Here is a 26,327-nt window from a genome sequence, read left to right on the forward strand (position 1 = left end):
TCGGAAATTTATACTCTGAAATCCGGTTTTTTTTCATCGTTACTTTGGTATGTTCAAAAGAAGCTTCAAAACCCTGAACAACGGCAGCATCCGAAAAGCCAGGAAAAGAGTAGGAACCATACCCAATATTATTATCATGAAAAATCCAGAAAATGTTGCTCCCTTTGTAGAAGCAGCACAAATTATTACAGAACTGAAAGACAGAGCCAATGATATTCTTGCCAGTGTGTTAAGTACAGACCTGTCTGCAATTACTATTAATGGAAAAGGAAATTTTCCTTATTACTGGCAGGACCCTTCTAACCTGAAGTTTAATAAGAAAACGTATGACTGGATCTCTTCCAATCTTAGAGCCAGTACTGAGCCTGTCCAGCTGGACCAGGTATTTACCAATTACTTTATTGACGCTTTCTCAAAAGTGAACTATTCCTTATCTGTAGAAGATACCGCTGTACTGAACGATGCGCATACAAGAGCTACAGATCAGCAAATGGCCTTACTTAATGCGTGGGTAGCTGCTTATAACACACTTCCTCCCGCTACTGATACTATGCAGCCTATTGATATCATTATGGATAAAATTGCTACAGAATGGGCTAATCCGGCTACTACTTTATACCAGATTCAGAAGAGTGATAACCTTGATGCATTACTGAATAAGACACCGGCAAGCGGCAAACCTATTATTCCTGTGCTGGCCAATTATCTGGATGCGCTGGGCGCCACAATATCTTTGCAGAACAATGTGACAATGAACAATGGCTACTTATCCAAAGCATTGAAGAATGTACAGAATCCTAAAAAAGAAAATGGGGGACTGCTCCTGAATGATGACAGTGTTTTACCGGCCTTTGAGGTGACCACGCCGCTTGACCAGATCTTAAATGGTCTTAAAAATACTTCTCAGACTGCTCAGATTGATATGCAAGTAAGCCGTGAATCTGATAGCCGTTTCCGGGTTTCCGTCGAAGGGAAAACGGGTTTTTCTATTCCTATCTTTGATTTCTTTACGCTGGGAATCGGAGGCAATGCCAATTATTTCAGTGAAGATATTGCGACAAGCAAAAACTCCATCCAAATATCCATGATGTTTACGGGGGTTACTCTTGTGAACTTTGGACCAAAAGATTTTAATATTGCCAGCAATATGTACTGGGCATGGTTTGATCCTATCCGTAAAGCACAGATCAACAGCCGTGACAAAGAGGAAGAAAAACATATCTCAGGATATAAGTTTTCTCCGGATCCGGGGATTAAATTCGGACCTGAAGGACCTTTCGGGTTACTGAATGGAGTAGCGATTTCCAATTATCCTACTGTAGAAATCACGGTAACCGGTGAAGATTATAAAAGTATTCAGAAAACCTTTGAACAGTCTACTTCTGCCACGCTTTCTTTCTTAGGAATCCCATTGGCAAGCGTTAAAGAATCTACTTATTCATCTTCTATCTCCGTAGACCAATCCAAATCTACAATCAAGATCACACTCAGCCCTCCACCTAGTCTTGTGGCAGGTAACAACAGAGATTCCATAGCATGGGTTCTTGGTGCTATTGTGGATTATCCGGCTGAGGTGAGTGATGATGTTGAACTTCTTGGTGATGAAGAATTCGTTGCTAAAGGAGCTTATCCCAACTATCAGCTGTATAAAGATAACTTCGGCACTACCTATTGCTCTGTGAAAAAAGTGAAATCGCACGCTGTAGGTGCTACATGGGTAAGTGAATGCCTTGCTGCCCATCCGGGAACAAGCCCTGCAGGAAAACCATGGACAAGCCCTAAACAATCCGGGGTAATCTGGCCTTAAACAACAAAATAAGTATAATAAAATAGACTGTCTCAACAAGGCAGTCTATTTTGCTATATTTTAATTCGAGTTTTTTTATTCTGTCAATTTTCAGACTTTTTTGGTTGGGATCTATTTGACCAGAAGATAGATTCCCACCCCAATGGCAGCATAAGCTGTGACAGTAAGAATATCTGCGATAGGCTGTGAAAAACGTTTCTCTGCAATTCTCTCGCTGTTGATCTGGTTTTTATGGAATTTCAGACTTTTTTTAGCATTACGTACCGGATGGGCCACAAGACTGTCTCCTTCCCAACGGTCAACAATGATTTTATAACTCTTGCTATCTACTTCAATTCTGACATTTTTACCGGCAGCCAGTTTTTCCTGAATATTGACGGGTGCAGGAGCTGGCTGTGCACCAAGGTTTGGAGCGGCAGTGATTGTACCCATCATTTGAGAAGAAGTATTATTCGCTATGTCGGTATTCTTTCTAGCGCCCTGATTGTTGTTAGCAGCAGGAGCCGGATCTGCGGGCTTTTTTACCTGATAGGTATAGCAGCTGGTAAGTGTACATAATAGAATGATGAAATAAAGATTCTTTCGCATAAGCCAAATTTAAGAATTAAACGGAATATTTGAGAGTTTCTTTTGAAAGATGATGTTTTTTTTGAAATTCCCGTTGTTCCTGACATAAGAAATCTCCAGAGATTAACAGGGCTAAAGTAAAAAAACTAAAGTACTGTTTTCCTCCCTGTCAGGATTTTAAACCTTAGCAAAGATATTTTCCGTACAGAAGATAGGGCAATAGATTATTCTGATCAAAAAAAAATTTAGACCCTTTTGTTGTTCTTAATGTTTGCTTTGGAATACTAAAAATCAGATGAGGAATTTGTACAAAAAATGAAAGAGAAAAACAGAATCAGATCTGTCACTTTTTAAAATCCATAGTCAGAACACGTTTACAACAGATTAATAATACAGCCAGCTTATATGTCGTATACAAGGGATAAATGCATCATTGATGTATGTATAATTTGTTAAAAATGCATTTTTGATGTATGTACATATTGTTGGTATGTCTCTTATCTCATTACTTTTGCGCCAACAAAATGATCAAATGATGGAAAAAAAAATTCTATTACTTGGAAGCTTTTTAATAAGCCTTCAGGTGTTCTCGCAAGTAGGTATTAATACACCAAATCCTCAGGCCAGCCTGGATGTCGTAGGTAAGCCCACCTCCACAAATGTATTTGATGGTATTATTGCTCCCAGAATTACGGGAGCACAACTCAGGGCAAAAGCATACACCCAAAAACAACAGGGAGCATTGGTGTATGTAACAGCTGCCGATACGGCTCCTGCCGGACAGACAGCAGAAGTAACCAGCACGGGGTATTTTTATTTTGACAGCAATCTGAACCGCTGGCAAAAGCTGAACTCAGGAACTGTCGCTGTGGGAGATCCTACGACAGATGCCTTTATTGATGATCCCGCCAATACAATGGTAAAATTAGGAGCAGCTTCTACAGGAACTGCCAGATCTTTAAACAGCGATTTTGTTATTAAAGACAATGGAAGAGTGGGAATAGGGACAGAATCCCCTGATACAGCGTTGCATATAAAGGAAAACGGTAATGCTGACAGTAATCAGTTGAAAGTGCAGTCAACCAATAGTGCTCCATTAATTAATCTGGAAAGAACAGCTGTCAATAATTTATCTTCCGGAGCAGAGCTTGGAAAATTGTCCTTTAACGGAAAGATTGCAGGAGCTAATTTTCCATTGGCAGGTATAAAAGCGAATTACTGGGGAAACGGGTTAACCAATTCTTCAGCTCTTACATTTTCTACCAGTGACCGGCCGGCTGTTGTCGTTAATGAAAACGGAGACATGGGAATAGGACGTAATGATACCAATTTTGCAATGTCTCCTTCGCAAAAGCTTGATGTGGACGGAAATGTACGATTCAGAGGGGTTCCGTCATCCACAATGAACAGTACAGATATGTTAATGGCATTGGATGCTAACGGGGTTGCTAAAAAAGTAGATATTACAGCGCCAGCCAGTGTTTTGGTAGCAACAAGAACAGGACCTTCATTAAAATTGGCAGATGGTTCTGCAGCCATCATGTGGTTTGAGAATACCCATCTTTCTAATAATGCTTATCTCACAAGAATAGATAACGGTACCTTTCAGGCAACCAAAACTGGATTATACACTATAAACATTACGGCACATTTCGACCAGGTTCCTGAGGGAACAGTAGATGAAAGCCATTACAGAGGCGTAACCGTGGGGGTAAGGAATACTGGGGGAGACAAGCTTACCCAACAGTATGGATCTAATTATTTAGGCAATGGATATACCAATATTACAGCTGTTTTTATTTTGAATGCGGGAGAGCAATTTCATGCGTACAGCGCATGTAATAAAGGCGGATCGTACAGACAGATGGAAGCCACAATGTCTGTTGTTTACACTCCTTTTTAATCATAAGGATCTCTATTGAAATATAAAATAAGATTTTTGCCTGTCTGGTATAAATTTCAGGCAAAGGGACTTATGCAGACATCCTTGTCAAGGTTTTAAACCTTGACAAGGATGTTTTGTTGTTTTTAGAATGTTTGATTTGTCATGCTGGAAAATATGGGCAATTCATACAATGTCATAAAAAGAGACAAGTCTGTATTTAGACTTGTCTCTTTTATTATTTTCAAAACCTTTTTAAGGATTATTTTAAAACCTGTTGGTCATAAAGAATATTGTCATCTTCATCAAAGCTTATGATTAACATTTTATATTGTTTTGCACTGTCGTTGTTGAAGAATTTAATTCTTGGCGGAACATAATCACTATCAAATAAATTAGGATTCCAGTACAGTGTTTCACGGGTATCATTTTCAATTTTTTCCGGAGCATCATCATCTATCATTTCAATAGGGAATTCTGAAGGGGTATCATAGCCTTTGATGATGGATGAGTTGTTCTTTTTCGTCTCTTTTTCATTGGTTTTAGCCTGCATATTACCCTTCATGGTGTAGATGGCTACGGCATCACCTACCAATCCTGATGCTTTAATGATTTTTACCATTGCAATATTATTCACAGGAAGGCTGGAAATCATGGTAGGGTCAGTAGGTACTTCATCCAAATAAAGTTTAGCTTGCTGGCCGCGGATATAAGGTACATTAGCTCCTGAGTTGTTTCTCTGAAATGTTAAACCAGCAGCTTTTCCCTGCAGCCAGTCTAAAATATTGGTGTATCCCGAAGTGTTCTGATCTTCATTCACGAAATCGAATACGGTAGAGTTAACAGAACTGAACATTCCGCTGGACAACTGTTTATCCAGTTCAGCTTTTGGATCTTTCTTTTTTCCTACTAAAGCGACTTCCTGGATCTGTATATCATTATTCTCTTTCTTTTTTATATTTTTCTGAGTATTGATGGCTCTGGAAATAGTTGAAGGAAGAACTTTATTTTTATCAGCTTTTACCAACGTATATTTTGTAGCAGGAAAATTGCCTTTGAAGGTTGTAGGCGTAACTAAAGGTTCTATGGTAACAAACAAATCATCATTTCCTGATTCTTTATTTTCTGAATTCACAAAGGCTGAAATTTCCAGAGGTTCCTGATTGTTGAGGTTGTTTAAATAAATATATCCGCTCTGATCTGTTTTGAACTGACTGAATACAGGCTGGTTCTGCCCCGATTTCGATAATAAATTAACCGTTGTATTGACCAGAAGTGCATTATTTTTAACAGGTTTTACCCTGTAGGAAAGATACTGTTGAGACTGGGTTTTAATAGCCGGCGCAGCTCCGCTGAGTACAGTGTTCCAGTCGAATCTTTTCCAGTTTTCAGAAATAAGAAGAGCGTCCAAAGCTTCGGTGTTGGCATTCTTAGAGAAGTATTGTGCCGGGCTGTCTATTCTTGTGGTAAAATCTCCCGTTAGCCAAAGACTGCTCAGAATATTTTCATCTTCAGGAGTTGGGGTACCATTATCTTCACTTACCACAACTGTATAATTTTTGAAATAAGATTCCGGAGAAAGATCAATACTGTTGAAAGCTCTTGGCGTTGGTTTTAAGCTCTGACCTACTATTTCTGCTTTCTCTATCTTTAAATTACCGGGTTTTATAAAACAAAGCCTTTGTACAACAGGATTGTCCTGCTCATCAAAAATTATTAACTGCAAAATGCCATTCGCGCCGTTACTGATTTTTGTAGGAATAAGACTTGATGCTTCATTCGTAAGGTGGTTGATATTGGCTCTGTAGGCAAGATGGTTATTGATGAGTCCGACAATTTTATAACCCTGAAGCTGCTGTTTCAGATTAACACCTTTTATATTATATTTTATCCCTTCTTTGGAACTTGAAACTTCTATATTCAGGCCGCTGTCTGCAACCTGTGGCAAATCTACTGTTTTACTTTTTCCGGTATTATCCTGAATGATAGCCTGGTATTTCTTTCCTGAAACAGGAGTTATCTTAAAAGAAGCCACATTTTTATCAAAAGATTTGAATGTAGCTACAGGGTTGTTAGGATTCTGGCTGTCTATTATTTTTCCGGACCAGTTTTCCGGGAGAGCAGAACTGGAAGATAACCTGACAGCAAATTTTGTAGGCGTACCGTTAATGAAAGTTCCGCCTTCCGGAAAAACTTTGGCAGACCAGTCGGAGCTTTTTGCAATGACCAGTGATTCTGCAGAGTTTGGATTGTAAACCGGAATTGTTTTAACAATTTGGAAATCTTCATTAAAATTGGTCATGTAAGGAGTGTAAGCTCTCACAAAATAAACCTGTTCGGGAAGGTCTTCTTTCAGCTGGAAATCCCCGTTTCCTTCACCATTTGTAAGAAGTACGGTTCTCCAGTCTATTAATTTTTTATCAGAATTATACAGCTCAACAAACAAGGTAGTAGATAATGTGGAGCGGTTGTATCCGTCAAACACAAAACTTTTGAACCAGATTTTATCACCAGCTGCATATTGCGATTTGTCGGTGAGCACATATACTTTTTCCTGCTCGTAATTATTCTCAAGATTAGCAATTGCTTTTTCCAGTTTGGTTTGCGCCAGTACAGGTTGTACCATCGAAAGAAGCAATACACAGAACATATTTTTCATAAAAATCTCAGCACATTTTAATTCTTCGCTAATGTAGTCATTTAAAGACTTCCGGAATTGATATTTAACATGTTATTTCACAACAGAGAAAAGACATTAATAATGTTTTTAATGCCGGAAATATCAGGACGCAGTGCATGATGTAGCATTAGAAAATACTCATATGGAATCGTGAATTAAAAAGGAATGTGCTGTAAATTAAAATTTTAGACACTTAAAATTAATCAACATTGAGTGATAAAAAATATTTTGAATGAATATTTTTATTATTTTTATAAAATAAACTAAAACATGAAAATATATGAAATTTATTCACGTTCCCGAATTCAACTTGACCTAGTGCCTTAAAAATTCTCTTTCATTTAACCGATAAGTTAGCCTCATCTGATGAGAGGCCTGCATTTCTATGCAGATCAGGATAAAGCCTGATTAAAAAACAACACAAACAAAATTAAGCTTAAACAAATCCTTAAATCCAATTATTCCTATGGAAAAATCACACAATCACACACATGGCTGCACTCATTGCTCTTGCCATAATCCTGTCCTGGATGTTCTGAAAGAAGAAATTTTCAGTGCAGAAAATATGACGAAACTCAATCCTGGTTCCGGAAAGGCAACCCACGAAAAACCCCAGACGCTGATGGTAAGCGGAGGAATTATCCGCCCTATGATTGGAGGATCAACTGCTACCGTTGAATCTGTTGGGATCGCTGATGGAAAAGTAGTGGTAACCGGTACAAAAGACCAGGTGGAAGAATACATGAAAGCGAACTATCAGGGGTTTCAAAGAAAAGAGCTGACCGGTGCTCAAACTTTACTCCCTGGTCTGATAGAGCCTCATGTTCATATGGTTCCAACAGCAATGATGCAGGGCTGGCTGGATCTGAGTCCTTTTGAAGGACAGAATTTAAAAGCGGTCTATGACTTAAACTCTGTGGGAACCATCATCAACAATCATATTCCTAAAATTCCGGGAACTGTTATTTTAGGGAGAGGACTAGACCCGTCATTAATGCCTTTCAAGGAGAAAGACGGCAAAAAAGAATTAATAACTATTGATAATATATTACTAGACAGTATTAATCATACTACAGAAATGATGCTGTTAAGTGCTTCCATGCACACTCTTTATCTGAATACCAAGGCGCTGGAATATGTATTTAAAAATAATTCCGATATCAGTAACGAGTATAAAACCGTTGAAAATTATATAGCTGAGACCAAAGGTCAGCTGCAGGAAGGCTTACAAATGACTCCTGCATTGAAGACGGTAAAGCTGCAGATCATTGCGATGAGCATAGAAATCAACAGGTATCTTACGAAACTTTTCAATACAGCCAATTCAAGAGGCGTTACTTTTATGTATGATGCCGGACTGAATAAAGGTTCAGAAATACTTTTAACCAAATATTTCGAAACTCACCCCGAACGGGTAAGAACTGGCGGCGCGTATCTTTGCTCAAGCCAGGAAGATGTTGACAACCTGGAGCCTTATCAAGAGCCGGAACACTATAAACCTGTATATTATGGGCATATTAAAGTGGTTTCAGATGGCTCCAACCAGGGACTGACAGGGTATCAGAGTGCTCCTTATCTGTGTAATCCTGCCAACAATACCGGAGTATTTAATTTTCCGCAGACAGGTATTCCTGCTCATACGATTCCGCCGGGCTATAATACATTAATCAACAGCGTGGTCGCTGTAAAAGGCTGGCCGCTGATGGTTCATGCCAATGGAGATCAGGCGGTAACATTTGCCATTAATGCGTATCAGCGTACTTTGGCTCAATATAGAGGACGGGAGCTTCGTAACCGTATTGAGCACTGCTCACTGCTTACATCAGAGCAAATTACCAATATGCTTCAAATGGGAGTTTCCCCAAGTTTCCTGATCGGCCACGTAGGCTACTGGGGATATGCTTTTAAAGAAGTGATATTCGGGGAAAAGGCACAAATGCTTGATCTTTGTGGTTCAACGCTTGCGGCAGGGATGAGAATTACCCTTCACAGCGATAATGAGGTGAGCCCTTTAGGTCCTTTGAGAATGATGGAACAGTCGATTACGAGAATTATGGAGAAAAATCCAAACGAGATTGAAGTCTTAAACAGTGCGGAACGTATTACTCCGGAACAGGCTTTGATTGCCGTTACTTATGATGCTGCCTGGCAGTGCTATGCAGACAAATGGGTAGGATCCTTAAACAAAGGCTACTTTGCTGATTTTGTTATTTTGGAACAGGATCCTCTTTCATTAAATACCCCTTCGTTACAATACATGAAAATGAGAGACATTCCGGTACTGGAAACCTGGGTAGGCGGTATACCTGTGTATGTGAATGATAAAGCCGTAAAAACAGCCACTGAAAAAGATATGCTTTTTTCAGATAATTCGTAGTCTGTTTTTTACATATTTGCTGATCAGAAAAGAATCAGAGCAGATTATTGCTGCTCTGATTTTTTTCTTTTAGTTAAGAGGCTTCCTGCCGGTAAAAATATTGATCAGAACTACAATAATGGCAACAACCAAAAGTGTATGAATTAAACTTCCTGTATCCATACCCGGAATTATGCCAAGCATTCCCAGAAGCCAGACAGCGATGCAGATTACTGCAACAAGCCATAGTAAATTTCTCATAATATTATTTTTTTGTGGTTAGTGTTATGTATAGTGGTTTCTCTTAGTGATGCCTTACCCCTTTATGGTGATATTGGGTGCTTTTATGATCAGCTTTATAGTTGGATTGAACATTGTCAATGGTACTGCTGTAATTTTTATTGGAATACTGGTCATTATCTATCTGGGGCATGGAATAATGAAACTCCTTGCCGTTCTTATAAAGTGTATTATCGTAAGTACGGTAAATCTGATTTTCCTTATAAGTGTTTCCATCAGGAGCAAGATAAACTTTACTTTTCTTACTTTTTTTTCGCAGGCCCAGATAAAGCAAAGAACTTCCTGCTGCAAGAGCCAATGTAATTTTTACGATATTGTTCATACGATTGTTATTTTGATTTAAATAATTACAATTTTTTTGCCATTGGACAGAAATGTGGTACTTTTTTAAGCAGATCAGTAGTTTCTGTTCTTTTGATTACAAGAAAAGGAGTGGCTGGCAGACCCGGATTTGATCCGTTTTCAGAGCATTTCTCCGGTTTGCTTTCAATGGCCGGAATAGCCTTTGTCTTACTATTCGGAAATAATAAAATGGTTTATTTTTTTGTCTTATAAAATATAACCGGCACATCCAGGTATAGGATGCTATAATTTTTTCTATATTTATAAGAAGTAAGTAAATGTTTTACTAATAGTTAGAAAAATGGCTTGTGTTTGTATTGTACACTCTAAACATGCCTGTAAATATTATAAAAAAAGACAATGCCAGTAAACCTAATACCTCCGGACGGAGGCCTGTTATATAAAGAAACAGATATGTCTCAGTTTTTCCCTGAGCCTTTAAATGCCATAACAGCCCTGTTATTTTTAGCCATCGCCATTTTCTGGACTCTCAAAATGAAGGGGAACTTTAAAAGATATCCTTTTTTAAGCTACTGCCTGGTTTTATTATATATTGGTGCCATTGGGGGAACGGTTTACCATTCTTTCAGACAATGGCCGGTATTTATCATGATGGATTGGCTGCCTATTATGCTGCTCTGTCTGTCTGCCGGTTTTTATTTTATCGCGCAGAGTACCCGATGGTATTATGCTGTTGTCCTGGTTCTGATATATACAGCACTTATGGTAGGTTTGAGAAACTGGATTCTGGCAGATAACCCTTCTCTTTTTATCAATGTCAATTATGCCATTATGGCTTCATTTGTAGTTTTCTCGGTACTAAGGTATTTGATGTATACCCAATGGAAAGCTGGCAAATGGGTGGGCTTTGCTGTATTGTCATTTGTGTTTGCACTGACCTTCCGGATCGCTGATAAATGGGAATGGTTCAGCTTCGGAACGCACTTTTTATGGCATACTTTCGGGGCGGTGGCGACGTTTTGTATGTTTAATTATATCAGTCTGACGCGGAATGAAATTAGGAAGACATAAGTTTTTAAATCTTTCATCAGTTCGTATCCGGAATTATTTTTAATGCAAAGTCCATTGATCATTTCGTTGTATTGTAAGTGTGCTAAGTGCTTCGATTTCGTCGCTCATGAAGCGGTGCGCTTATCCATGCGTTTTGAGGAATCAGCAAAGTTGATTCTACATTTTTGCTATCTTAAAAATCATCAGTTTCAAAAATAAAAATCTCCGTCAAAAATATCATCCGTATATTATCTTTTTATTCATTAAACTCCTTAAAATTAGGGATTTTCCATCCTTATTTTTATTTGTAAGTTAGTGCCGCAAAAATAATGCAGGATAAAAATATACAGAACGATTCTGATGAAGAAGGATTCGTATTGTTTTGTCTTTCACTATTTTAAAAAAATTATACACCCAAAAACTAAATTTATTAAAATGAAGAAGACACTGATTATTCTATCAATAGGCGCTTTACTTGCTGCCTGCAACAAAAAGACTGAACAGAAAACAGAGGCAGCTAAGGATACTGTCGCCATAGGAAATACGACAGCCGCAGAAAAATCTCCGGGAGAAACACATCAATTTGATATCAACTCTTTGCCGGTTTCCACCGCTGAAGTAGGAGATTTTCCCTTTTTCAGTTTTCCCAAAGGACTGGACTTTCAAAACAAACCGGTACAAAGAAGCTTTGACATGCTGTATTTTCCACTTAATGGTGTAATGACACCCGTAGAAGGAAAAGTATGGAAAACATATGTAGTCAATGCGAAAGGTAATACAGAAGAATGGTCATTGCCCTATTTTTTGAAAAGCTATGATGATGCTATTACAAAAGCAGGTGGTGTAAAAATATTTGATGGTAAAGTTTCTCAGCAAGAGCTTGACAGAATAAAAGAAGAGGCCAAATACTTCGGTGAAGAAGGCTCCATAGATTATTGGAATGAACCCGTAAAAGTGTATGTCATCAGAAGGTCAAATGGCGATGATATTTATATTCAGCTTTATGGAAATACCTCTACCGGAGCAATACAGATTTTGCAGAAAGCCCCGGTTGAGCAAGGTACAAAACCATAGAGTGAAGATGGTGAAAATATAAGGTAAATCCTCTAACAATAGAGAATTGAAGATTATTTGCTTAAAATCCCAACGAAAAGCTGGGATTTTTTTGTTTTGATTTGTGCTAAGGAGATGATCCTGATTTCAAGCTGATAACATAAGTTGTAAACCTTAGGAAAAATCGATTAAAATAAATTTACTTGTTCAAATCTTGACAAGTATTTAGGGTTTGTTGTAAGGTACCATGCTTTAACGCCTGTTTCCTTACATTTCTTTTTTTCCAATTCCCAAAGCTTTCCTGCTTTTTCTAGATATCTTTTGTACCTGCAAATATTCTTTTGAGGAATGCCAGTTGCCTTAGCTATCATTGAAGCTGTTGCAATATTGCTTTGTAAATATTGAAATATTATTTTCAATTGATTTTCAAAATATAGATGCTGGTTACTCTTTTGAAAAAGCAAAATTTTTGGATTATCAAATTCTTTAGTTAGCTGCATTTCTGTTTTTGGGAAATGCTTAATTTTTAATGTTTTCATTATACAAAGTATTTATTGTTTTATACTTTGCAATATTATGGGGGGCATTTAGGGGCAGCAATAAGGGCGTACTCCCTATTTTAATTTTTCATAGTCCCTTATTACCTTTTCTTTATGTTTAAAGGCTGTGTAACGGGTCTTGTTTTCGGTTGAGTTTTTCAAAAGGCTATTAATATTACCTTTAACAGCTCTGCCTTCCTTATCACTATTAAACCATTTGGAAACTTCGATGTGTAATCTATATTTAGTATTAAAGTGGTTTCTCTCTAAGTAAGTGAAATAATCTAAATAATCAAGCATAGCTACTACATAAGGTAATTTACTGTCACTTATCAATTGAACTAAAATATTCTGATTTTTTTCCGAAAGCCGTTTCAATTTATCAAGTTCAAAAAAACCATAGATGTATAAGATTTCGCTTAATATTTGTGCTTTGGTTTTTAATTGTTCAGTTTGCTTTGAATTATAGTTTCTATCAAGATCTCTTTTCTTTAATCCTTCTAAAGTTTTTAAATGTATGTCTACATCAACTATTGACTTTTTATGAAACTCTTGTAGTTCGTAGAACTTATCTTCAATAAGAGAGTTTCCTACACCTTCAATCACACATCCTTTATCTATTTTAGAGTTTAAAGCAATGGAACAAATACTTTTTATCTGATTAAATTGGCGCTCTAGTAAATCATATTCAGAGGTTTGCAATGGCTTTTCTGTTGCCGATAACATTTTTGAAACCAAATCTGAAAGTTGTTCTTCTCCATTTTTTAAATTCTTTTCATACCTCTGGTAAATAGACTGGTTATGCATTTCACATTTTTTTTTCCGTGTATCCCAATCATCATCAATATTAAAATCATGCGGTGTCGAAAAATAACCAATAGTCTGTGTGTTTTTCTTAGTATAAATTTCTCTTTTTTCTTCTAACCATCCTTTATAAAGAAAGTACTTTGCGTAAGTCAGCAAAGAATTGTTTTTTTGCCCATAATTAAAGTATGTATGATAACTATAGTATGGTAAATTAGCATTTTCATAATATCTATTTGCTAGTCTTAAGTATTCTAAATAATCTGATGTATCTTTATTTTCAAAAGCAGCTAGAGTTGACAATTTATTTGCTTCTTCTATGAATCTGTATATAGGCTTTAGCTCATCTTCGATTATTTTTAAATTTATGTTATTCCCGTATTTTTGTGAAAAAATTTCTTTTAGATATTCAAATCTTTTCTGGGCATCATATTTTTTTAATCGCTCAATTGCTTCCTCTCTGTTTTTTGGTTCTGGGATTTGAGAGCAGTTATCTCCTTCTTTTATTCCAATTTGTTTAAAAAATAGATTTTTTTCAAGATCTTCTTCAGCTACATCTCTAGAAACTCTTATAGATTGTTCATAGTCTTGTGATTCTGACAAATTTTTGAATTCCTCTAGTTTTGAATTTAAAAAAGATTGTCTTTTGTCCAAGGTGTTTAAAAATTGTTTTTTGAAGTTACAAGGCTCATTTCCAGTATCACCTAAAATTGACATTTCATTGTAAACAGGTTTATCTAATTCTTTTAAAAGTGATTTACATTTTTCTAACTCACTTTTAATAAAATCAATTTTATTAACATCAATATTCGAATTGATAAACTCCTCTTGTAAACTCTGAAATTTTTCTTTGTACCTCTCAGTTTGAAGAAATAAGTTGTTTGTATTTTCTAAATATATTCTAAATAGTTCGATCTTTAAGTATCCCAATAAAATATTAACATTCATTGTCATTGGGGTTTCTAATTCAGGAGATCCAATATTTAAATCCAAATAGTCTTTAAACATTCTTTCTATTGACAATTCGTTGGTTCCACTAATTAGCCTTGAAATATTGATTTCAGATTTTAGAAAATCATTGAGCTTACTTGTATTTTGTGCTTTACACTGTTTCAATATCTCAGCTTGTATAGTTAACAATGAGAGGCTAATATCTTGAGAAAATTCAAAAATATTTTTGTCATTTATTAACCAGTTATTTATATCAAATTCGAATTCAATGGATTTACCTTTCAATTTATTGACTGCATTTCTAATTCCTTGAATATCTAAACTTTCAATGGTAACCATATGCCTATTGAATTGTATTTCTTTACTTTTATTAATCTTAAGTTTATCTTCTAAAGATAGAAAAGGCTTAAAACAATCAAGTAAAATTTCATTAAAATCTTTAACCAGACCATAGGGTAAAAAATTGTCTAGACTTAGTTTTAAATTTTCTAAAATCGAAACGTATTTTTCTTTTGCTTCTATAATTAATTTAACATCCTCTTTATCATACTTTTGAGTTTCCACAAGTATTATAAATTCTCCAATATGATAAAAATGATCATTACCAATATTATTTAAGTCTGTAATTTCTAATTCATTTATTTTTTCGTTAATAGTATTTTTACATTCTCGATGAAAAATATCTTTTAGCTTATTACCTTTTTCAGCTATTTCTTCTCTTTCAAATTTATGTTCAAAATTTGTTTTAGGATCCAAATCATGATATATTTTTCTTAACTCAGTAATCTCATCAAGTAATCTTTCTTGTTTGTTAAAATTCTCGATATTTGAATACAAAAAATCGATAAAACTAAATATATCTTTAACTCTTTCTGTTATCATTTTCTTGGTTTATGTTTTTCAAATTTATCTAAAATATTACTATGTTATAGCGTTCATAACATATAAGAGAAGTAAGTAAAATATCAAAACTAATTTACAGTTTTTTGCAAAATAAAAATCCCAACTCTCGTCAGGATTTATCAATTATATTGTTTTAGTAATCTATATTCCAACCATTTTAAAAAAGCTGGTAAGAGTTAAATTTCTGGCATGGCAGATTCGCATTATAGTAAGAAGAGCAATTTGATAATCTTTATCATCTTTTATTCTTCGAACGGTTTTTTCATCAATATTATGATCTACTGCAAATTTGCTGTTATTGTTCATAGGGATAACCCATTCATCCCTTATAAATTCAACAATTTGTCTATTTGCTTCTGTCATAGAAACAAATAAATTACATATTCTTATAAAAATCTCGGACTTGAGTCCGAATGTTTGTGTTTTTTTATTACATTTATAAAAAAATACAAACATGAAAAAAAGTAGAACAAACTTTGATCCCCGCTTTCGGGCAGAAAAGAAGAACTCCGGGTTGCAGCTGATGGAAAATTTCTTTCAGTTCAATGAGCTGGATGTTTCCAAAGAAAGGCTCAGCAACATTATGAATTATGCGGTAAAGAGAAACAGCTGGATCCATGAAGATCCGGCGGTGATCTTTGAGTTTCATCAATCGATGAGGTCGTTGATCCGGGCAGGCTATCTCATGATGCTGAAGGAAAGAAAATGGACGGTCGATACACAGCCGGAAAAGATTTCCCCATGGGTACTTGGTCTGCTTTCGGAGCAGGAATACCGGAATCCTCTGATGGTTTTCAAAAAAGCATTCAGAGCCTACAGCATCAAAGAGTTTGATTATTTTATGTCCGGAATTGTCTATTTTTCAATGGGGGTCTATGAAAACCTACCGGAAAGAAATATTGTGATGCCTTACATTCATACGGTTAAAATGCTGGATGCCGCACACCTTATTCTTCAGAGAAGGAGAGAAAAGAAGGGGACTGAGACCAGGTAAGAATAAGAAAGTTGTTTGTGTCTAACCTATTGTAAGCGGTTGATAAAGTTGATTAAATATACTGATCTGTTTTTCTGACGCAAAGCTTACATTTTTGAAACTGTTGATTGTAATAAAGCAAAGGAAAGGAAAGAATCAACAGAGTTGATTCAATGAAGTGTATGGATAAGCGTATCGATTTATCATCGACAAAGCCGCAGCACTTTGCCTGCTTAGAATAAAGGAGAATTGTTGATGAACTTTGCGTTTATCTTTTCTTATCTTCACACTATGATTTTGCGAAAAATATAAGAGAATATTTGGTGTTGCCGAATGCTTTTTCTTTTATGGTTGAAAGAAAGATGATTTACTTATATTTGCCGCAAAGCAAATTTAAATGTTCAAAAAAGTAAGCACTGTATTTATTCTTGGCTTTTATACGGTATTTTGTTCGGCCCAGCAGGTCCGGCCTTCCAAATCATCTGAAATTTACCGTGAAATCAAAACGCTGAAGCATCTTCCTAAAGTTTTATACCTGGCGGCTCATCCCGATGACGAGAATACGGGATTGCTTTCCTGGCTAATCAACGATCAGAATGTGGAAACGGGCTATCTGTCTTTAACCAGAGGCGATGGCGGGCAGAATTTATTAGGCACAGAACAAGGAGCTGCATTGGGATTAATCAGAACACATGAGCTTTTAGAGGCAAGAAAGTTAGATGGTGCGCAACAGTTTTTTACCCGTGCGATAGACTTCGGGTTTTCTAAAAATACGACCGACACTTTTAAACAATGGAATGCAGACAGCATTACCGCAGATGTAGTCTGGGTAATCCGTAAATTCCGTCCCGATATTATCATTTGCCGTTTTCCTCCTACTGCTGCGGCAGGGCACGGACAGCATGCGGCTTCTGCTGTGGTGGCGGAAAAAGCTTTTAAGCTGGCTGGCGATAAAGCGGCTTTCCCTGATCAACTGAAATACGTTAATGTATGGCAGCCAAAACGTGTATTGTGGAATACTTTCCGCTTTGGTGGAGTGAATACAACCGCTGAAAATCAATTGAAAGTGACCGTTGGGCAATATGATGCACAACTGGGAATGGGCTATGGTGAATTGGCAGGATTAAGCAGAAGTCTGCATAAAAGCCAGGGGGCAGGAACACAGTCTGTAGCCGGGATCAGAACAGAATATTTTTCCCACGTGATCGGTGAGCCGGCAAAAACAACACTTTTCGATGGAGTTGTGAAAACCTGGACTTCACAAGGAAACGCTGATATTGACCAGTCACTGGATCAGATTATCTCTGCTTTCAATTTCAATAATCCTGACCTCAGCCTGCCTGCTTTGCTTGCTTTGCGAAAAAAGGTCATGGCACTCAAAGATAGAGATCAGAAAAGGGATAAACTTACATCTCTGGACCATATTATTTTAAGCTGTGCCGGGTTTATGGGTGAGGCCGTTACCAATCAGGCTGAAGCCGTTGCCGGAGAACAGTACAATTTCAGGTTAAATCTGATTTCAAGAGCTGTAAATCCTGTTGTTTTAGAGGATATACAATGGTTAAATCAATCAGAAAACTTCAATAGAAAACTGTCAAAAGATTCTTTGATCACCATTCAGCACGACATTCAGATTCCTGCTGATGCAGCACTCACAGAACCTTACTGGTTGGCAAAACCTCCCGTAAATGCGGCCACTTTCTCCGTTCCTGATGATACTTTAGTTGGCTTACCGGAGGCAGAATCACCGCTGAATGTTTTGCTGGGTTTGAAAATCGGTTCGCAAAAGTTTCAGGTTAAGCTTCCTTTATCTTTCAAGAAACTAGATCCGGTGCGTGGCGATGTGGTGGAAGCCCTTCGTATTGTTCCTGCTTTGGAACTGAAATTTACACAACCACTTTATTGGGCCAAAGAAAATGAAGATTTACATTTGAGTTTAAATTTTAAGGTAAATTCCAGCAAACCTTTCACTAAAGGTGTTTTGAACATTATGTATAACGGAGAACGATTAGGGAGCACTGATGTCAATTCGGTCAATGGGAAAGATTTTACCGTTGATTACGTTATTCCAAAAACGAAGCTTGCCTCTATACATTCTACTCGTATGCCATTGGATGCCAGTTTTGTGGCAGATGGAGTAGCTTATAATAAAAAACAAGTATTAATTCAGTACCCGCATTTACCTTCTTTACAATATTTTGTGCCCGCAACTGCCATCGTAATGAAAGGAGATATCCAGGCGAAGATTAAAAAAATTGGTTACGTAGAAGGTGCCGGTGATTTCATTCCGGAGTTCCTGCGCATTGCCGGTATTCAGGTAGATGTCCTGAAAGACGAAGATTTTTATGGAAACATAGATGAATCCGGTGGAAACGGTAATCAAAACAAACTATCACAATATGATGCCATCGTATTGGGGGTTCGTGCCAATAACACTGAGAAAAAGCTGGGCCGCTGGATGCCGTTTTTATGGTCCTATGCCAAAGCCGGAGGGAATCTGGTGATGCAGTATAATACCAACCAGGATACAACCGTTGACAAATTGGGAATGTACAATTTCAGTATTGCCAATAAGCGTGTTACCGAAGAAAATGCTGCAGTTACGTTTTTAAATCCCAATCATAAATTACTGAACTTTCCGAACAAAATTACGGCAGATGATTTTAAAGGCTGGGTTCAGGAAAGGGGAGCCTATTTCCCTGCTCAATGGGATGCAGCGTATGAACCGCTTTTTGAAATGCATGATACAGACGAAGAACCTCTTCAGGGATCTACTTTATATGCCAGATACGGGAAAGGTAATTTTATTTATACCCCGTTGGCGTTTTTCAGACAGTTGCCTGCAGGAAATGTGGGGGCTGCCCGTTTATTTTTTAACTTTTTATCTGCACAGAAAAACTGATGAACAAACAACTTAAAAACTGGAATATCTGGTACATACTATTAGCCGTTGCATTAGTAGTACAGATCGTATTTTATTATGGGTTTACTAAATTATGGGCATGAGTAATATAGATTGGACGGTTCTTATTGTTACACTTGTGGCAGTGGTGGTTTACGGCGTATTGATCGGCCGTGGCCAAAAAAATAACGAATCCTACCTGAAAGCAGATAATAAAATGCCCTGGTATATTGTACTTATCGGGATTATGGCGACCCAGGCAAGTGCCATTACATTTCTTTCGGCACCTGGCCAGGCTTATACAGACGGGATGCGTTTCGTTCAGTATTATTTTGGTTTGCCGTTGGCAATGATTGTGATCTGTATTACTTTCATCCCGATTTTTCAGCGCTTAAATGTTTACACTGCCTATGAATATTTGGAGAACCGTTTTGATAAAAAAACAAGGGTACTCACTTCACTGCTTTTTCTTTTTTCCAGAGGGTTATCAACGGGAATCAGCATTTACGCTCCGAGTATTATCTTATCAAGTGTTTTAAACTGGAATATTTATTTAACCAATGTTTTAACAGGTGGTATTCTGTTGATTTACACTTATATTGGAGGAGCAAAAGCGATCGCTCACACCCAGAAATTACAGTTCCTTATTATTCTGGGGACAATGGCATTTGCAGGATATTTACTTATTCAGAATATGCCGGATGGAATTGGTTTTAATGATGCGCTGTACCTGGCGGGGAAATCCGGAAAGCTTAATGTGATCACCACAGAATTCGACTGGAAAGATAAATACAATATCTGGAGTGGCCTGATTGGTGGTTTTTTTCTGGCACTTTCTTATTTCGGTACAGACCAGAGCCAGGTTGGGAGATATATCACTGCGAAAGACAATACCAATGCTAAAATGGGCTTGCTATTGAATGGATTGGTGAAAATCCCGATGCAGTTTGCTATTCTCCTGATCGGAGCTTTGCTTTTTGCATTCTTTTCTCTGAAACCGGCTCCGATTTATTTTAACGAACGTTCTTATCAGCATTTAAAGGAAGCAAATCCTGAACAGGCTGCCGTTTTTGAAAAAGAGCATCAGGATTTACAGTTAAAATTTAATGCAGAATCGAAAGAAATTTTAAAATTAAAAGAAACTCATTCTCCTCAACTCCAAAGAACAATTCAGGATTTTAAAAATACACAGACAGAAGTAAAAGCATTGCACAGCAGGGTAGAGGAGGCTATCAATCAATCAAACTATAATGCGGAAAAAACGGATACGAATTACATTTTCCTGTATTTCGTAAAAAATACGTTGCCCGTAGGAATGATCGGTTTGCTGTTTGCCGTCATTTTTCTGGCCAGCTGGGGTTCCATTTCGGCTGCGCTGAATTCCCTTGCTGCCTGTTCATTAAAAGATGTTCATTTATTATTTAAAAAAGAACTTCCTGATGAGAAAACCGAATTGAAGTACAGCCGTCTGCACACTTTAGCATGGGGAATTTTCTCCATCGGAGTAGCTATGTTTGCCACGCAGATGGGTTCCCTTATTGAAGCGGTTAATGTATTGGGTTCTCTTTTCTACGGTCCGATCTTGGGAATTTTTCTGGTAGCGTTTTACTATAAAAAAATTGACGGCCCGAATGTGTTTATTGCTGCAATTCTTTCAGAAATTACGGTTATTGCCGTTTACCAGTTCGATATCATTTCTTTCCTTTGGCTTAATGTGATAGGGGCAGCAGCGGTGATTATATTTTCAGCAATCGGATTGCTGTTTTATAAGCAGAAAACAGTAAATTCGTAAGCAAATAATAATAAAAACAAACAAATAAGATATTATGAAAACAATGATTAAATCTGCTACTGTACTTTTCGCAGCAGTGACGCTTTCAGTAAACGCCTTTGCACAGGAAACTAAAAAACCTGCCAGCCCTCCGGCTACTGCTACAGGAAAAATTAAAGATGTAAATATTACAATTGCTTATAGCAGCCCTTCTGTAAAAGGACGTACAATCTGGGGTGGTTTGGAAGCGTATGATAAAGTTTGGCGTGCAGGTGCTAATGAAGCCACTACTTTCGAAACGGATAAAGATATTATGGTTCAGGGTAAAAAACTGCCTGCAGGTAAATACAGCTTTTTCTTAATCCCTAAACAAAGCGGAACCTGGACTGCGATTTTTAACAAAGAGCCAAAACAGTGGGGCGCTTATAAATACGAGCAAGCTAAAGATGCTTTACGCGTTGATGTAAAAACAAAAGCTTTACCAGCAACACAGGAAGCGTTGGTCTATAAAATAAACAATAATGGATTCTCAATGGATTGGGATAAGATCTCTGTTCCTGTAGAGATCAAATAAATGTAAATATAAGAAATGAAAATCCCGGTTAATCCGGGATTTTTGTTTATTATTTTGATATGGTATTAAAGATTATTATCACGTAGTAGTACAAAGTGTAATTTATTTTTGGGTAGTCAAAAGTTGGTTGATTTTCAAAATCATTTCCTTCGCATTCTGATTGGCAGGATCAAGTTCCAGTGATTTCTGATAATCGTTTTTTGATAATGTATATTCTTTTTTATTAAAATAAGCTTCACCACGGCTGTCGTACACATTTCCCGACGTTGGAAACTCACTGACATTTAAGTTAAAAATCTTAAGTGCGGCATCTGTTTGATGATCCTTTAGAAATTCATAGCCAAGCTCATTGAGTTCGTTTTCATTGGAGAAGTTGTATTCATTGGGATTATTCTTTTTCAGTTTCTGGTACAGCGCCATTCCTTTGTCAATATTTTTTAAACATTCCTTTCTGATGGTTAAGGCAATGGATTCTTTTTGAGGCTCAATGGGGTAATTTTTCCATTGGTTCAAACTGGCAATACTTAAAAGAATTTCATCGATGAGTTTGAAATTATTACCGTTCGTCATTACAACCAGACCGTTTCCGTCTTCAACACTTCCAATATAATAACACACAAAACCTTCATTCCCACCACTGTGTCCGAAATATTTTGTGCCTTTGAAATCATTCAGAAACACACCGTAATTATTTTCAAGTCTCTTTACAGACATTTCTTTTGATAAAACTTTATTCGATTTACCTGCTAATGACAACTGTGTTTCGATGATATATTTTGCCAGATCATTGGGGTTGGTCCATAAACCGGCTGCTGCTTTTTCAGGATAAATATGATATTTACCTTGTACTTCTTTTCCGTTATTATAAGCCGTAGCAAGTAATTTTTCTTTATCTGAAGAAGGTGGTTGATGATAAGAACTTTCGTTCATCCCTAACGGCGTCAAAACATTTTTCAACATATAATCTTCATACTTTTCTCCGGTAGTATTTTCAAGGATTAATTGTGATATGGTTGTACCGCCTCCTGAATATTGAAATTTAAGATTGGGCTCAAACACAGACCGCACCGCGGGAGAATTGGCTGGTTTTTGTCCATCGAGAATTTGTAGGAGAGTAGGTAGTTCTTTCCCTTTTTGATACCCTCCGAAACCATGAACAGATAAACCCGCTTTATGGCTCAACAGATTGGCAAGAGAAATTTTTTTGCCTTTTGAAACCGAATCGTATGGAAATTTCCAGGTTTTTAAATACTTATTAATGTCATCATCCAAGCTTAATTTTCCTTGTTCAACCAATTTTAAAAGACCGAGACTGTTGATAGACTTGCTGATAGATGCGGCCTGAAAAAGTGTTTGCTGGGTAGCTTTTCTGTTTTCAGCAACGTCTGCATAACCATAAGCTTTTATCCATTCTATCTTATAATCTTTTATGACCGCAATGCTTACCGCATTCATATTGTAGAAAGCCATTCTTTCTTTGAGCGTCCACTTTTTTGTTTTCGATGTATCCCAGCTGAGCAGATTGTCTTCGAATGATTGTATTTTATCCTTCACACTTTGGGCAAAAACATTCAACGATAAAGAAAGCAGTAGGATGAGGTGTATTTTTTTCATTTAGAAATATTTAATTGGTTTTGTACCTATAAGACATTTGAAAATAGAATATTATTACATTTTTTTTCTATAATCAATTACTTTTTTGCAATTCAGCAAAAGGTATTTTCTCTTTATACATCAGCGAAATAATAGCCATGCAGGCAGGTCTCTTAAAAAATAGTTGATAAATCTCATTCTAAAAATAAAATAAAAGTATATTTATAAACTTTTTTAAGTACATTTGTGTACTAAATCTATTGAATATGAATTTTGATCTTATAAAAGCAGCTGTAGAACTCGTTCAGGAATTTATGGAACAAAATGAAGATCAGGTATTGTACAGTAACAATCTTCATGGGTTTACACAATGGATCAATGCTTCTTTTAAAGATGATTCGGATGAAGAAGATCCGATTTGGATCGGGAAGCAATCTGGAAGAAGTTCTGATAGTATCATCAATACATTATTGATAAGAATCGGAAGGTATGCGAAGACCTATTCGAGATCGATAGGGAAGTCTGTTTTTTCAAGCCAGGACGATTTTATTTACCTGATCAGTCTGAAAACGATAGGAGCAATGACAAAAATGGAACTGATAAGACATAATGTACATGAGAAGTCGGCAGGTGTCCTTATTATCAATCGTCTGATAAGAAATGAATGGGTAGAACAAAAGGTTTCTCAGAAAGATAAAAGAACAAAACATATTGCTATAACGGAGAAGGGAATTGCTGTGCTGGATGAACATATGGAAGAGATCCGAAAAGCTTCAAAGGTAGTTGTGGGAAATCTCACGCATTCCGAGCAGATGCTGCTGATAGCCATACTCTCTAAACTGGATGAGTTTCATGATTCCTTTTACCGGATGAACCTTGAAGCCATGGATCTGATAGATGTTGCATATAAAAGATTGAACTGATCATTAGTAAAAGTATCAGCCAAACCACTAAATAAATAATAATGAATACCGGAAACATAAAAAAGAAAATTGCAGTAATAGGTGCTGGATTTTCGGGACTGTCGGCAGCAGCTTATGCTGCAAAATCAGGAAATGAAGTGCATGTATTTGAAATGCATGATCAGCCTGGCGGCCGTGCCAGGCAATTCTCTACAGATGAAGGATATGTTTTCGATATGGGACCCAGCTGGTACTGGATGCCCGACATTATAGAGCGTTTTTTCAATGATTTTGATTATAAAGTTTCTGATTTTTTTACACTGGTATCCTTGGATCCTCAGTTTGAAATGGTTTTTGCCAAAGAAAAAGTCTCAGTTCCGGAAAAAAATGATGCCATACGGGATTTGTTTGAAAGTATAGAGCCGGGAGCTGGAAATAAATATGATCAGTTTATGGAATCCGCCCGGTTCAAGTACGAAGTGGGAATGAAAGATTTTGTTACAAAACCTTGCTACACATGGCTTGAATTTGCTTCTTTGAAAATAGCAGGCAGTGCTGTGAAGCTTAATCTCTTAAGCGATTTCAGGAAATATGTTTCAGGCTATTTTTCTGATTCAAAACTGAGATCGCTCATGGAGTTTCCGGTTATATTTCTTGGTGCTTCACCCCAAAATATTCCTGCATTGTACAGCCTTATGAATTATGGCGGTTATGTTTTGGGAACAAAGTATCCAATGGGAGGGTTTCATCAGCTCGTTCTGGCCATGAAAAAGGTAGCAGAACAACAGGGGGTAGCTTTTCATTTCAATCATGAAGTACAGCAGCTCAATACAGAAAATGGAAGACTTATTTCAATCACAGTAGAGGGTAAAGACTACGAATTTGATGCAGTTATTGCCTCATCAGATTACCATCATACAGAAACCCTATTACCTGAATCGCTCAGAAACTATAACGAAGAATACTGGAAGACCCGAACTTTTGCTCCATCTTGTCTCATTTACTATCTGGGTATAAAAGGGAAAATTTCTCATTTAAAACATCATACCCTGTTTTTTGAAAATGAACTCGATGATCATATAGACTCTATTTACAATGATAAAAAATGGCCTGATAAACCGCTTTTTTATTCATGCTGTCCTTCAAAAACCGATCCGGATGTGGCACCTGAGGATTGTGAAAATCTTTTTCTGTTGTTACCTCTTGCAACTGGAATAGAGGATGACGAGTCTGTCAGGGAAAAATATCTTGTCGAAATGCTTGGCAGAATTGAAAAACACACTGGTGAAAAGCATCTTATTTCAAGAATTGAATATAAAAAAAGTTATTGTGTAAGTGATTTCATTTCTGATTATAATGCTTATCAGGGTAATGCTTACGGATTGTCCAATACGTTGTCGCAGACTGCAGTCTTAAAACCTAAAATAAGAAATAAAAAAATCAGGAATCTTTTTTATACAGGGCAGTTAACTGTTCCCGGGCCTGGTGTTCCGCCTTCGGTAATTTCCGGGAAAATTGTAGCGGCTGAAGTGAGTAAACTAAAAATGAAATAATACGATGAAAAAATTGTTTGATGAATTGTCTTACGAAGTCAGTAAGTACACTACACAAAAATACAGCACCAGTTTTTCATTGGGAATACTGGCATTGAAGCCCTCCATAAGACCTGCCGTTTACGCTGTTTACGGCTATGTGCGGCTTGCAGATGAAATTGTAGATAGTTTTCATGGCTATGATAAAGAAAAACTCCTGAATAGATTAAAGGTTGAAACCTTTCAGGCACTGGAAGATGGTATAGCACTAAACCCGATTTTGCATTCATTTCAGGAAACAGTTAATAAATATAATATTGATAGAAAACTGATCAGTCAGTTTTTGCACAGCATGGAGATGGATCTTCACAAAATTGATTATAATTCAGAGCTGTATAAAGAATATATCTACGGATCCGCAGAGGTGGTAGGCCTTATGTGCCTGCAGATATTTACGGAAGGGAATAAACAACAGTATGAAAAACTTAAACCTTATGCGATGAAACTGGGATCTGCTTTTCAGAAAGTTAATTTTCTGAGAGATCTTAAAGATGACTTTCAGATTCTTGGCAGAACCTATTTTCCATCCCTGAATATGGCGGTATTTGATAATGCGGTAAAAGCCCATATTGAAAAGGAGATTGAAGAAGAATTTAAAGAAGCATTATTAGGAATTAAAAAGCTGCCAGGCTCATCCATTTTTGGAGTGTACCTGGCCTACAGATATTATTTGTCTCTGTTTGAAAAAATTAAAAAGACAAGTTCCCAGAATATGCTGACGCAAAGAATCAGAATTGCCAACTCACAGAAGCTACTGGTCGCATTCAAAAGCTACATACGTTATAAATCTGCTTATTTCTAAAACTTAAATTGTGTTGAACAATT

Annotated in this window: 20 protein-coding genes; 12 read left to right on the plus strand and 8 right to left on the minus strand. The window is 36.8% G+C overall.

Annotated elements, in window-relative coordinates; genetic code table 11:
• Window positions 1-49: 49 nt before the first annotated feature.
• Window positions 50-1,807, plus strand: a complete 1,758-nt coding sequence (locus DDF69_RS16865; protein ID WP_228412027.1) for a lamin tail domain-containing protein — start codon at window positions 50-52, stop codon at window positions 1,805-1,807.
• A 111-nt stretch (window positions 1,808-1,918) separates the two neighbouring features.
• On the opposite strand, the gene DDF69_RS16870 is transcribed toward DDF69_RS16865, so the two are convergent.
• Window positions 1,919-2,395: a hypothetical protein gene (locus DDF69_RS16870; RefSeq protein ID WP_114821801.1), complete on the minus strand. Its 477-nt coding sequence runs from the start codon at window positions 2,393-2,395 to the stop codon at window positions 1,919-1,921.
• A gap of 511 nt (window positions 2,396-2,906) precedes the next feature.
• On the opposite strand from DDF69_RS16870, the gene DDF69_RS16875 reads away from it, so the two are divergent.
• Window positions 2,907-4,277 (plus strand): hypothetical protein, encoded by a 1,371-nt coding sequence (locus DDF69_RS16875; protein WP_162800956.1) that lies wholly within the window; start codon window positions 2,907-2,909, stop codon window positions 4,275-4,277.
• A 241-nt stretch (window positions 4,278-4,518) separates the two neighbouring features.
• Here DDF69_RS16875 and DDF69_RS16880 read toward each other — a convergent pair whose 3' ends face one another.
• Entirely contained in the window at window positions 4,519-6,915 is a 2,397-nt protein-coding gene (locus DDF69_RS16880; RefSeq protein ID WP_185144363.1) for a TonB-dependent receptor plug domain-containing protein, read from the minus strand.
• A 487-nt stretch (window positions 6,916-7,402) separates the two neighbouring features.
• Between DDF69_RS16880 and DDF69_RS16885 the strand changes: the two genes are divergently transcribed.
• Window positions 7,403-9,313 (plus strand): amidohydrolase, encoded by a 1,911-nt coding sequence (locus tag DDF69_RS16885; RefSeq protein ID WP_114821803.1) that lies wholly within the window; start codon window positions 7,403-7,405, stop codon window positions 9,311-9,313.
• Window positions 9,314-9,382: 69 nt separating this feature from the next.
• On the opposite strand, the gene DDF69_RS16890 is transcribed toward DDF69_RS16885, so the two are convergent.
• Both DDF69_RS16890 and DDF69_RS16895 read right to left on the minus strand, forming a co-directional pair.
• The gene (locus DDF69_RS16890; protein WP_047433678.1) at window positions 9,383-9,553 is read right to left on the minus strand and encodes a lmo0937 family membrane protein; all 171 of its coding nucleotides are present in this window, start codon (window positions 9,551-9,553) and stop codon (window positions 9,383-9,385) included.
• Between the two features lie 43 nt (window positions 9,554-9,596).
• Window positions 9,597-9,914, minus strand: coding sequence for a hypothetical protein (locus DDF69_RS16895; RefSeq protein ID WP_114821804.1), 318 nt, complete (start codon window positions 9,912-9,914; stop codon window positions 9,597-9,599).
• 380 nt (window positions 9,915-10,294) lie between these two features.
• Between DDF69_RS16895 and DDF69_RS16900 the strand changes: the two genes are divergently transcribed.
• Entirely contained in the window at window positions 10,295-10,966 is a 672-nt protein-coding gene (locus tag DDF69_RS16900) for a hypothetical protein (protein WP_114821805.1), read from the plus strand.
• Window positions 10,967-11,380: 414 nt separating this feature from the next.
• The gene (locus tag DDF69_RS16905; RefSeq protein WP_114821806.1) at window positions 11,381-12,019 is read left to right on the plus strand and encodes a hypothetical protein; all 639 of its coding nucleotides are present in this window, start codon (window positions 11,381-11,383) and stop codon (window positions 12,017-12,019) included.
• A 167-nt stretch (window positions 12,020-12,186) separates the two neighbouring features.
• On the opposite strand, the gene DDF69_RS16910 is transcribed toward DDF69_RS16905, so the two are convergent.
• The 3 genes from DDF69_RS16910 to DDF69_RS16920 form a co-directional block, all read right to left on the minus strand.
• Window positions 12,187-12,537, minus strand: coding sequence for a hypothetical protein (locus DDF69_RS16910; RefSeq protein ID WP_228412028.1), 351 nt, complete (start codon window positions 12,535-12,537; stop codon window positions 12,187-12,189).
• 75 nt (window positions 12,538-12,612) lie between these two features.
• Complete coding sequence (locus tag DDF69_RS16915; RefSeq protein ID WP_114821807.1) at window positions 12,613-15,174, minus strand: hypothetical protein; 2,562 nt, start codon at window positions 15,172-15,174, stop codon at window positions 12,613-12,615.
• Between the two features lie 162 nt (window positions 15,175-15,336).
• Window positions 15,337-15,558, minus strand: a complete 222-nt coding sequence (locus tag DDF69_RS16920) for a hypothetical protein (protein WP_114821840.1) — start codon at window positions 15,556-15,558, stop codon at window positions 15,337-15,339.
• 91 nt (window positions 15,559-15,649) lie between these two features.
• Between DDF69_RS16920 and DDF69_RS16925 the strand changes: the two genes are divergently transcribed.
• The 4 genes from DDF69_RS16925 to DDF69_RS16940 all read left to right on the plus strand — a co-directional run bounded on the left by DDF69_RS16925 (window position 15,650) and on the right by DDF69_RS16940 (window position 21,415).
• A complete protein-coding gene (locus DDF69_RS16925) occupies window positions 15,650-16,189 on the plus strand; it encodes a hypothetical protein (RefSeq protein ID WP_114821808.1) in 540 nt (179 codons plus the stop codon).
• Window positions 16,190-16,565: 376 nt separating this feature from the next.
• Window positions 16,566-19,070 (plus strand): PIG-L family deacetylase, encoded by a 2,505-nt coding sequence (locus DDF69_RS16930; protein ID WP_114821809.1) that lies wholly within the window; start codon window positions 16,566-16,568, stop codon window positions 19,068-19,070.
• 100 nt (window positions 19,071-19,170) lie between these two features.
• Window positions 19,171-20,862: a sodium:solute symporter gene (locus tag DDF69_RS16935; protein WP_114821810.1), complete on the plus strand. Its 1,692-nt coding sequence runs from the start codon at window positions 19,171-19,173 to the stop codon at window positions 20,860-20,862.
• A gap of 34 nt (window positions 20,863-20,896) precedes the next feature.
• Window positions 20,897-21,415 (plus strand): DUF2911 domain-containing protein, encoded by a 519-nt coding sequence (locus DDF69_RS16940; protein ID WP_114821811.1) that lies wholly within the window; start codon window positions 20,897-20,899, stop codon window positions 21,413-21,415.
• A 102-nt stretch (window positions 21,416-21,517) separates the two neighbouring features.
• On the opposite strand, the gene DDF69_RS16945 is transcribed toward DDF69_RS16940, so the two are convergent.
• A complete protein-coding gene (locus DDF69_RS16945; RefSeq protein WP_114821812.1) occupies window positions 21,518-23,029 on the minus strand; it encodes a serine hydrolase domain-containing protein in 1,512 nt (503 codons plus the stop codon).
• A gap of 245 nt (window positions 23,030-23,274) precedes the next feature.
• Between DDF69_RS16945 and DDF69_RS16950 the strand changes: the two genes are divergently transcribed.
• Genes DDF69_RS16950 through DDF69_RS16960 form a run of 3 tightly spaced genes read left to right on the plus strand, consistent with a single transcriptional unit; the run spans window position 23,275 to window position 26,304 of the window.
• Window positions 23,275-23,931 (plus strand): MarR family winged helix-turn-helix transcriptional regulator, encoded by a 657-nt coding sequence (locus DDF69_RS16950; protein ID WP_114821813.1) that lies wholly within the window; start codon window positions 23,275-23,277, stop codon window positions 23,929-23,931.
• A 41-nt stretch (window positions 23,932-23,972) separates the two neighbouring features.
• Window positions 23,973-25,463, plus strand: a complete 1,491-nt coding sequence (locus tag DDF69_RS16955) for a phytoene desaturase family protein (RefSeq protein WP_114821814.1) — start codon at window positions 23,973-23,975, stop codon at window positions 25,461-25,463.
• A 4-nt stretch (window positions 25,464-25,467) separates the two neighbouring features.
• A complete protein-coding gene (locus tag DDF69_RS16960) occupies window positions 25,468-26,304 on the plus strand; it encodes a phytoene/squalene synthase family protein (RefSeq protein WP_114821815.1) in 837 nt (278 codons plus the stop codon).
• Window positions 26,305-26,327 lie beyond the last annotated feature (23 nt).

It is taken from the genome of Chryseobacterium sp. KLBC 52, assembly GCF_003347605.1.
GTDB lineage: Bacteria > Bacteroidota > Bacteroidia > Flavobacteriales > Weeksellaceae > Chryseobacterium.

Coding starts and splice junctions, on each gene's coding strand:
- DDF69_RS16865 (WP_228412027.1), top strand. CDS start 50: ATGTTCAAAAGAAGCTTCAAAACCCTGAACAACGGCAGCATCCGAAAA.
- DDF69_RS16870 (WP_114821801.1), bottom strand. CDS start 2,395: ATGCGAAAGAATCTTTATTTCATCATTCTATTATGTACACTTACCAGC.
- DDF69_RS16875 (WP_162800956.1), top strand. CDS start 2,907: ATGATGGAAAAAAAAATTCTATTACTTGGAAGCTTTTTAATAAGCCTT.
- DDF69_RS16880 (WP_185144363.1), bottom strand. CDS start 6,915: ATGAAAAATATGTTCTGTGTATTGCTTCTTTCGATGGTACAACCTGTA.
- DDF69_RS16885 (WP_114821803.1), top strand. CDS start 7,403: ATGGAAAAATCACACAATCACACACATGGCTGCACTCATTGCTCTTGC.
- DDF69_RS16890 (WP_047433678.1), bottom strand. CDS start 9,553: ATGAGAAATTTACTATGGCTTGTTGCAGTAATCTGCATCGCTGTCTGG.
- DDF69_RS16895 (WP_114821804.1), bottom strand. CDS start 9,914: ATGAACAATATCGTAAAAATTACATTGGCTCTTGCAGCAGGAAGTTCT.
- DDF69_RS16900 (WP_114821805.1), top strand. CDS start 10,295: ATGCCAGTAAACCTAATACCTCCGGACGGAGGCCTGTTATATAAAGAA.
- DDF69_RS16905 (WP_114821806.1), top strand. CDS start 11,381: ATGAAGAAGACACTGATTATTCTATCAATAGGCGCTTTACTTGCTGCC.
- DDF69_RS16910 (WP_228412028.1), bottom strand. CDS start 12,537: ATGAAAACATTAAAAATTAAGCATTTCCCAAAAACAGAAATGCAGCTA.
- DDF69_RS16915 (WP_114821807.1), bottom strand. CDS start 15,174: ATGATAACAGAAAGAGTTAAAGATATATTTAGTTTTATCGATTTTTTG.
- DDF69_RS16920 (WP_114821840.1), bottom strand. CDS start 15,558: ATGACAGAAGCAAATAGACAAATTGTTGAATTTATAAGGGATGAATGG.
- DDF69_RS16925 (WP_114821808.1), top strand. CDS start 15,650: ATGAAAAAAAGTAGAACAAACTTTGATCCCCGCTTTCGGGCAGAAAAG.
- DDF69_RS16930 (WP_114821809.1), top strand. CDS start 16,566: ATGTTCAAAAAAGTAAGCACTGTATTTATTCTTGGCTTTTATACGGTA.
- DDF69_RS16935 (WP_114821810.1), top strand. CDS start 19,171: ATGAGTAATATAGATTGGACGGTTCTTATTGTTACACTTGTGGCAGTG.
- DDF69_RS16940 (WP_114821811.1), top strand. CDS start 20,897: ATGAAAACAATGATTAAATCTGCTACTGTACTTTTCGCAGCAGTGACG.
- DDF69_RS16945 (WP_114821812.1), bottom strand. CDS start 23,029: ATGAAAAAAATACACCTCATCCTACTGCTTTCTTTATCGTTGAATGTT.
- DDF69_RS16950 (WP_114821813.1), top strand. CDS start 23,275: ATGAATTTTGATCTTATAAAAGCAGCTGTAGAACTCGTTCAGGAATTT.
- DDF69_RS16955 (WP_114821814.1), top strand. CDS start 23,973: ATGAATACCGGAAACATAAAAAAGAAAATTGCAGTAATAGGTGCTGGA.
- DDF69_RS16960 (WP_114821815.1), top strand. CDS start 25,468: ATGAAAAAATTGTTTGATGAATTGTCTTACGAAGTCAGTAAGTACACT.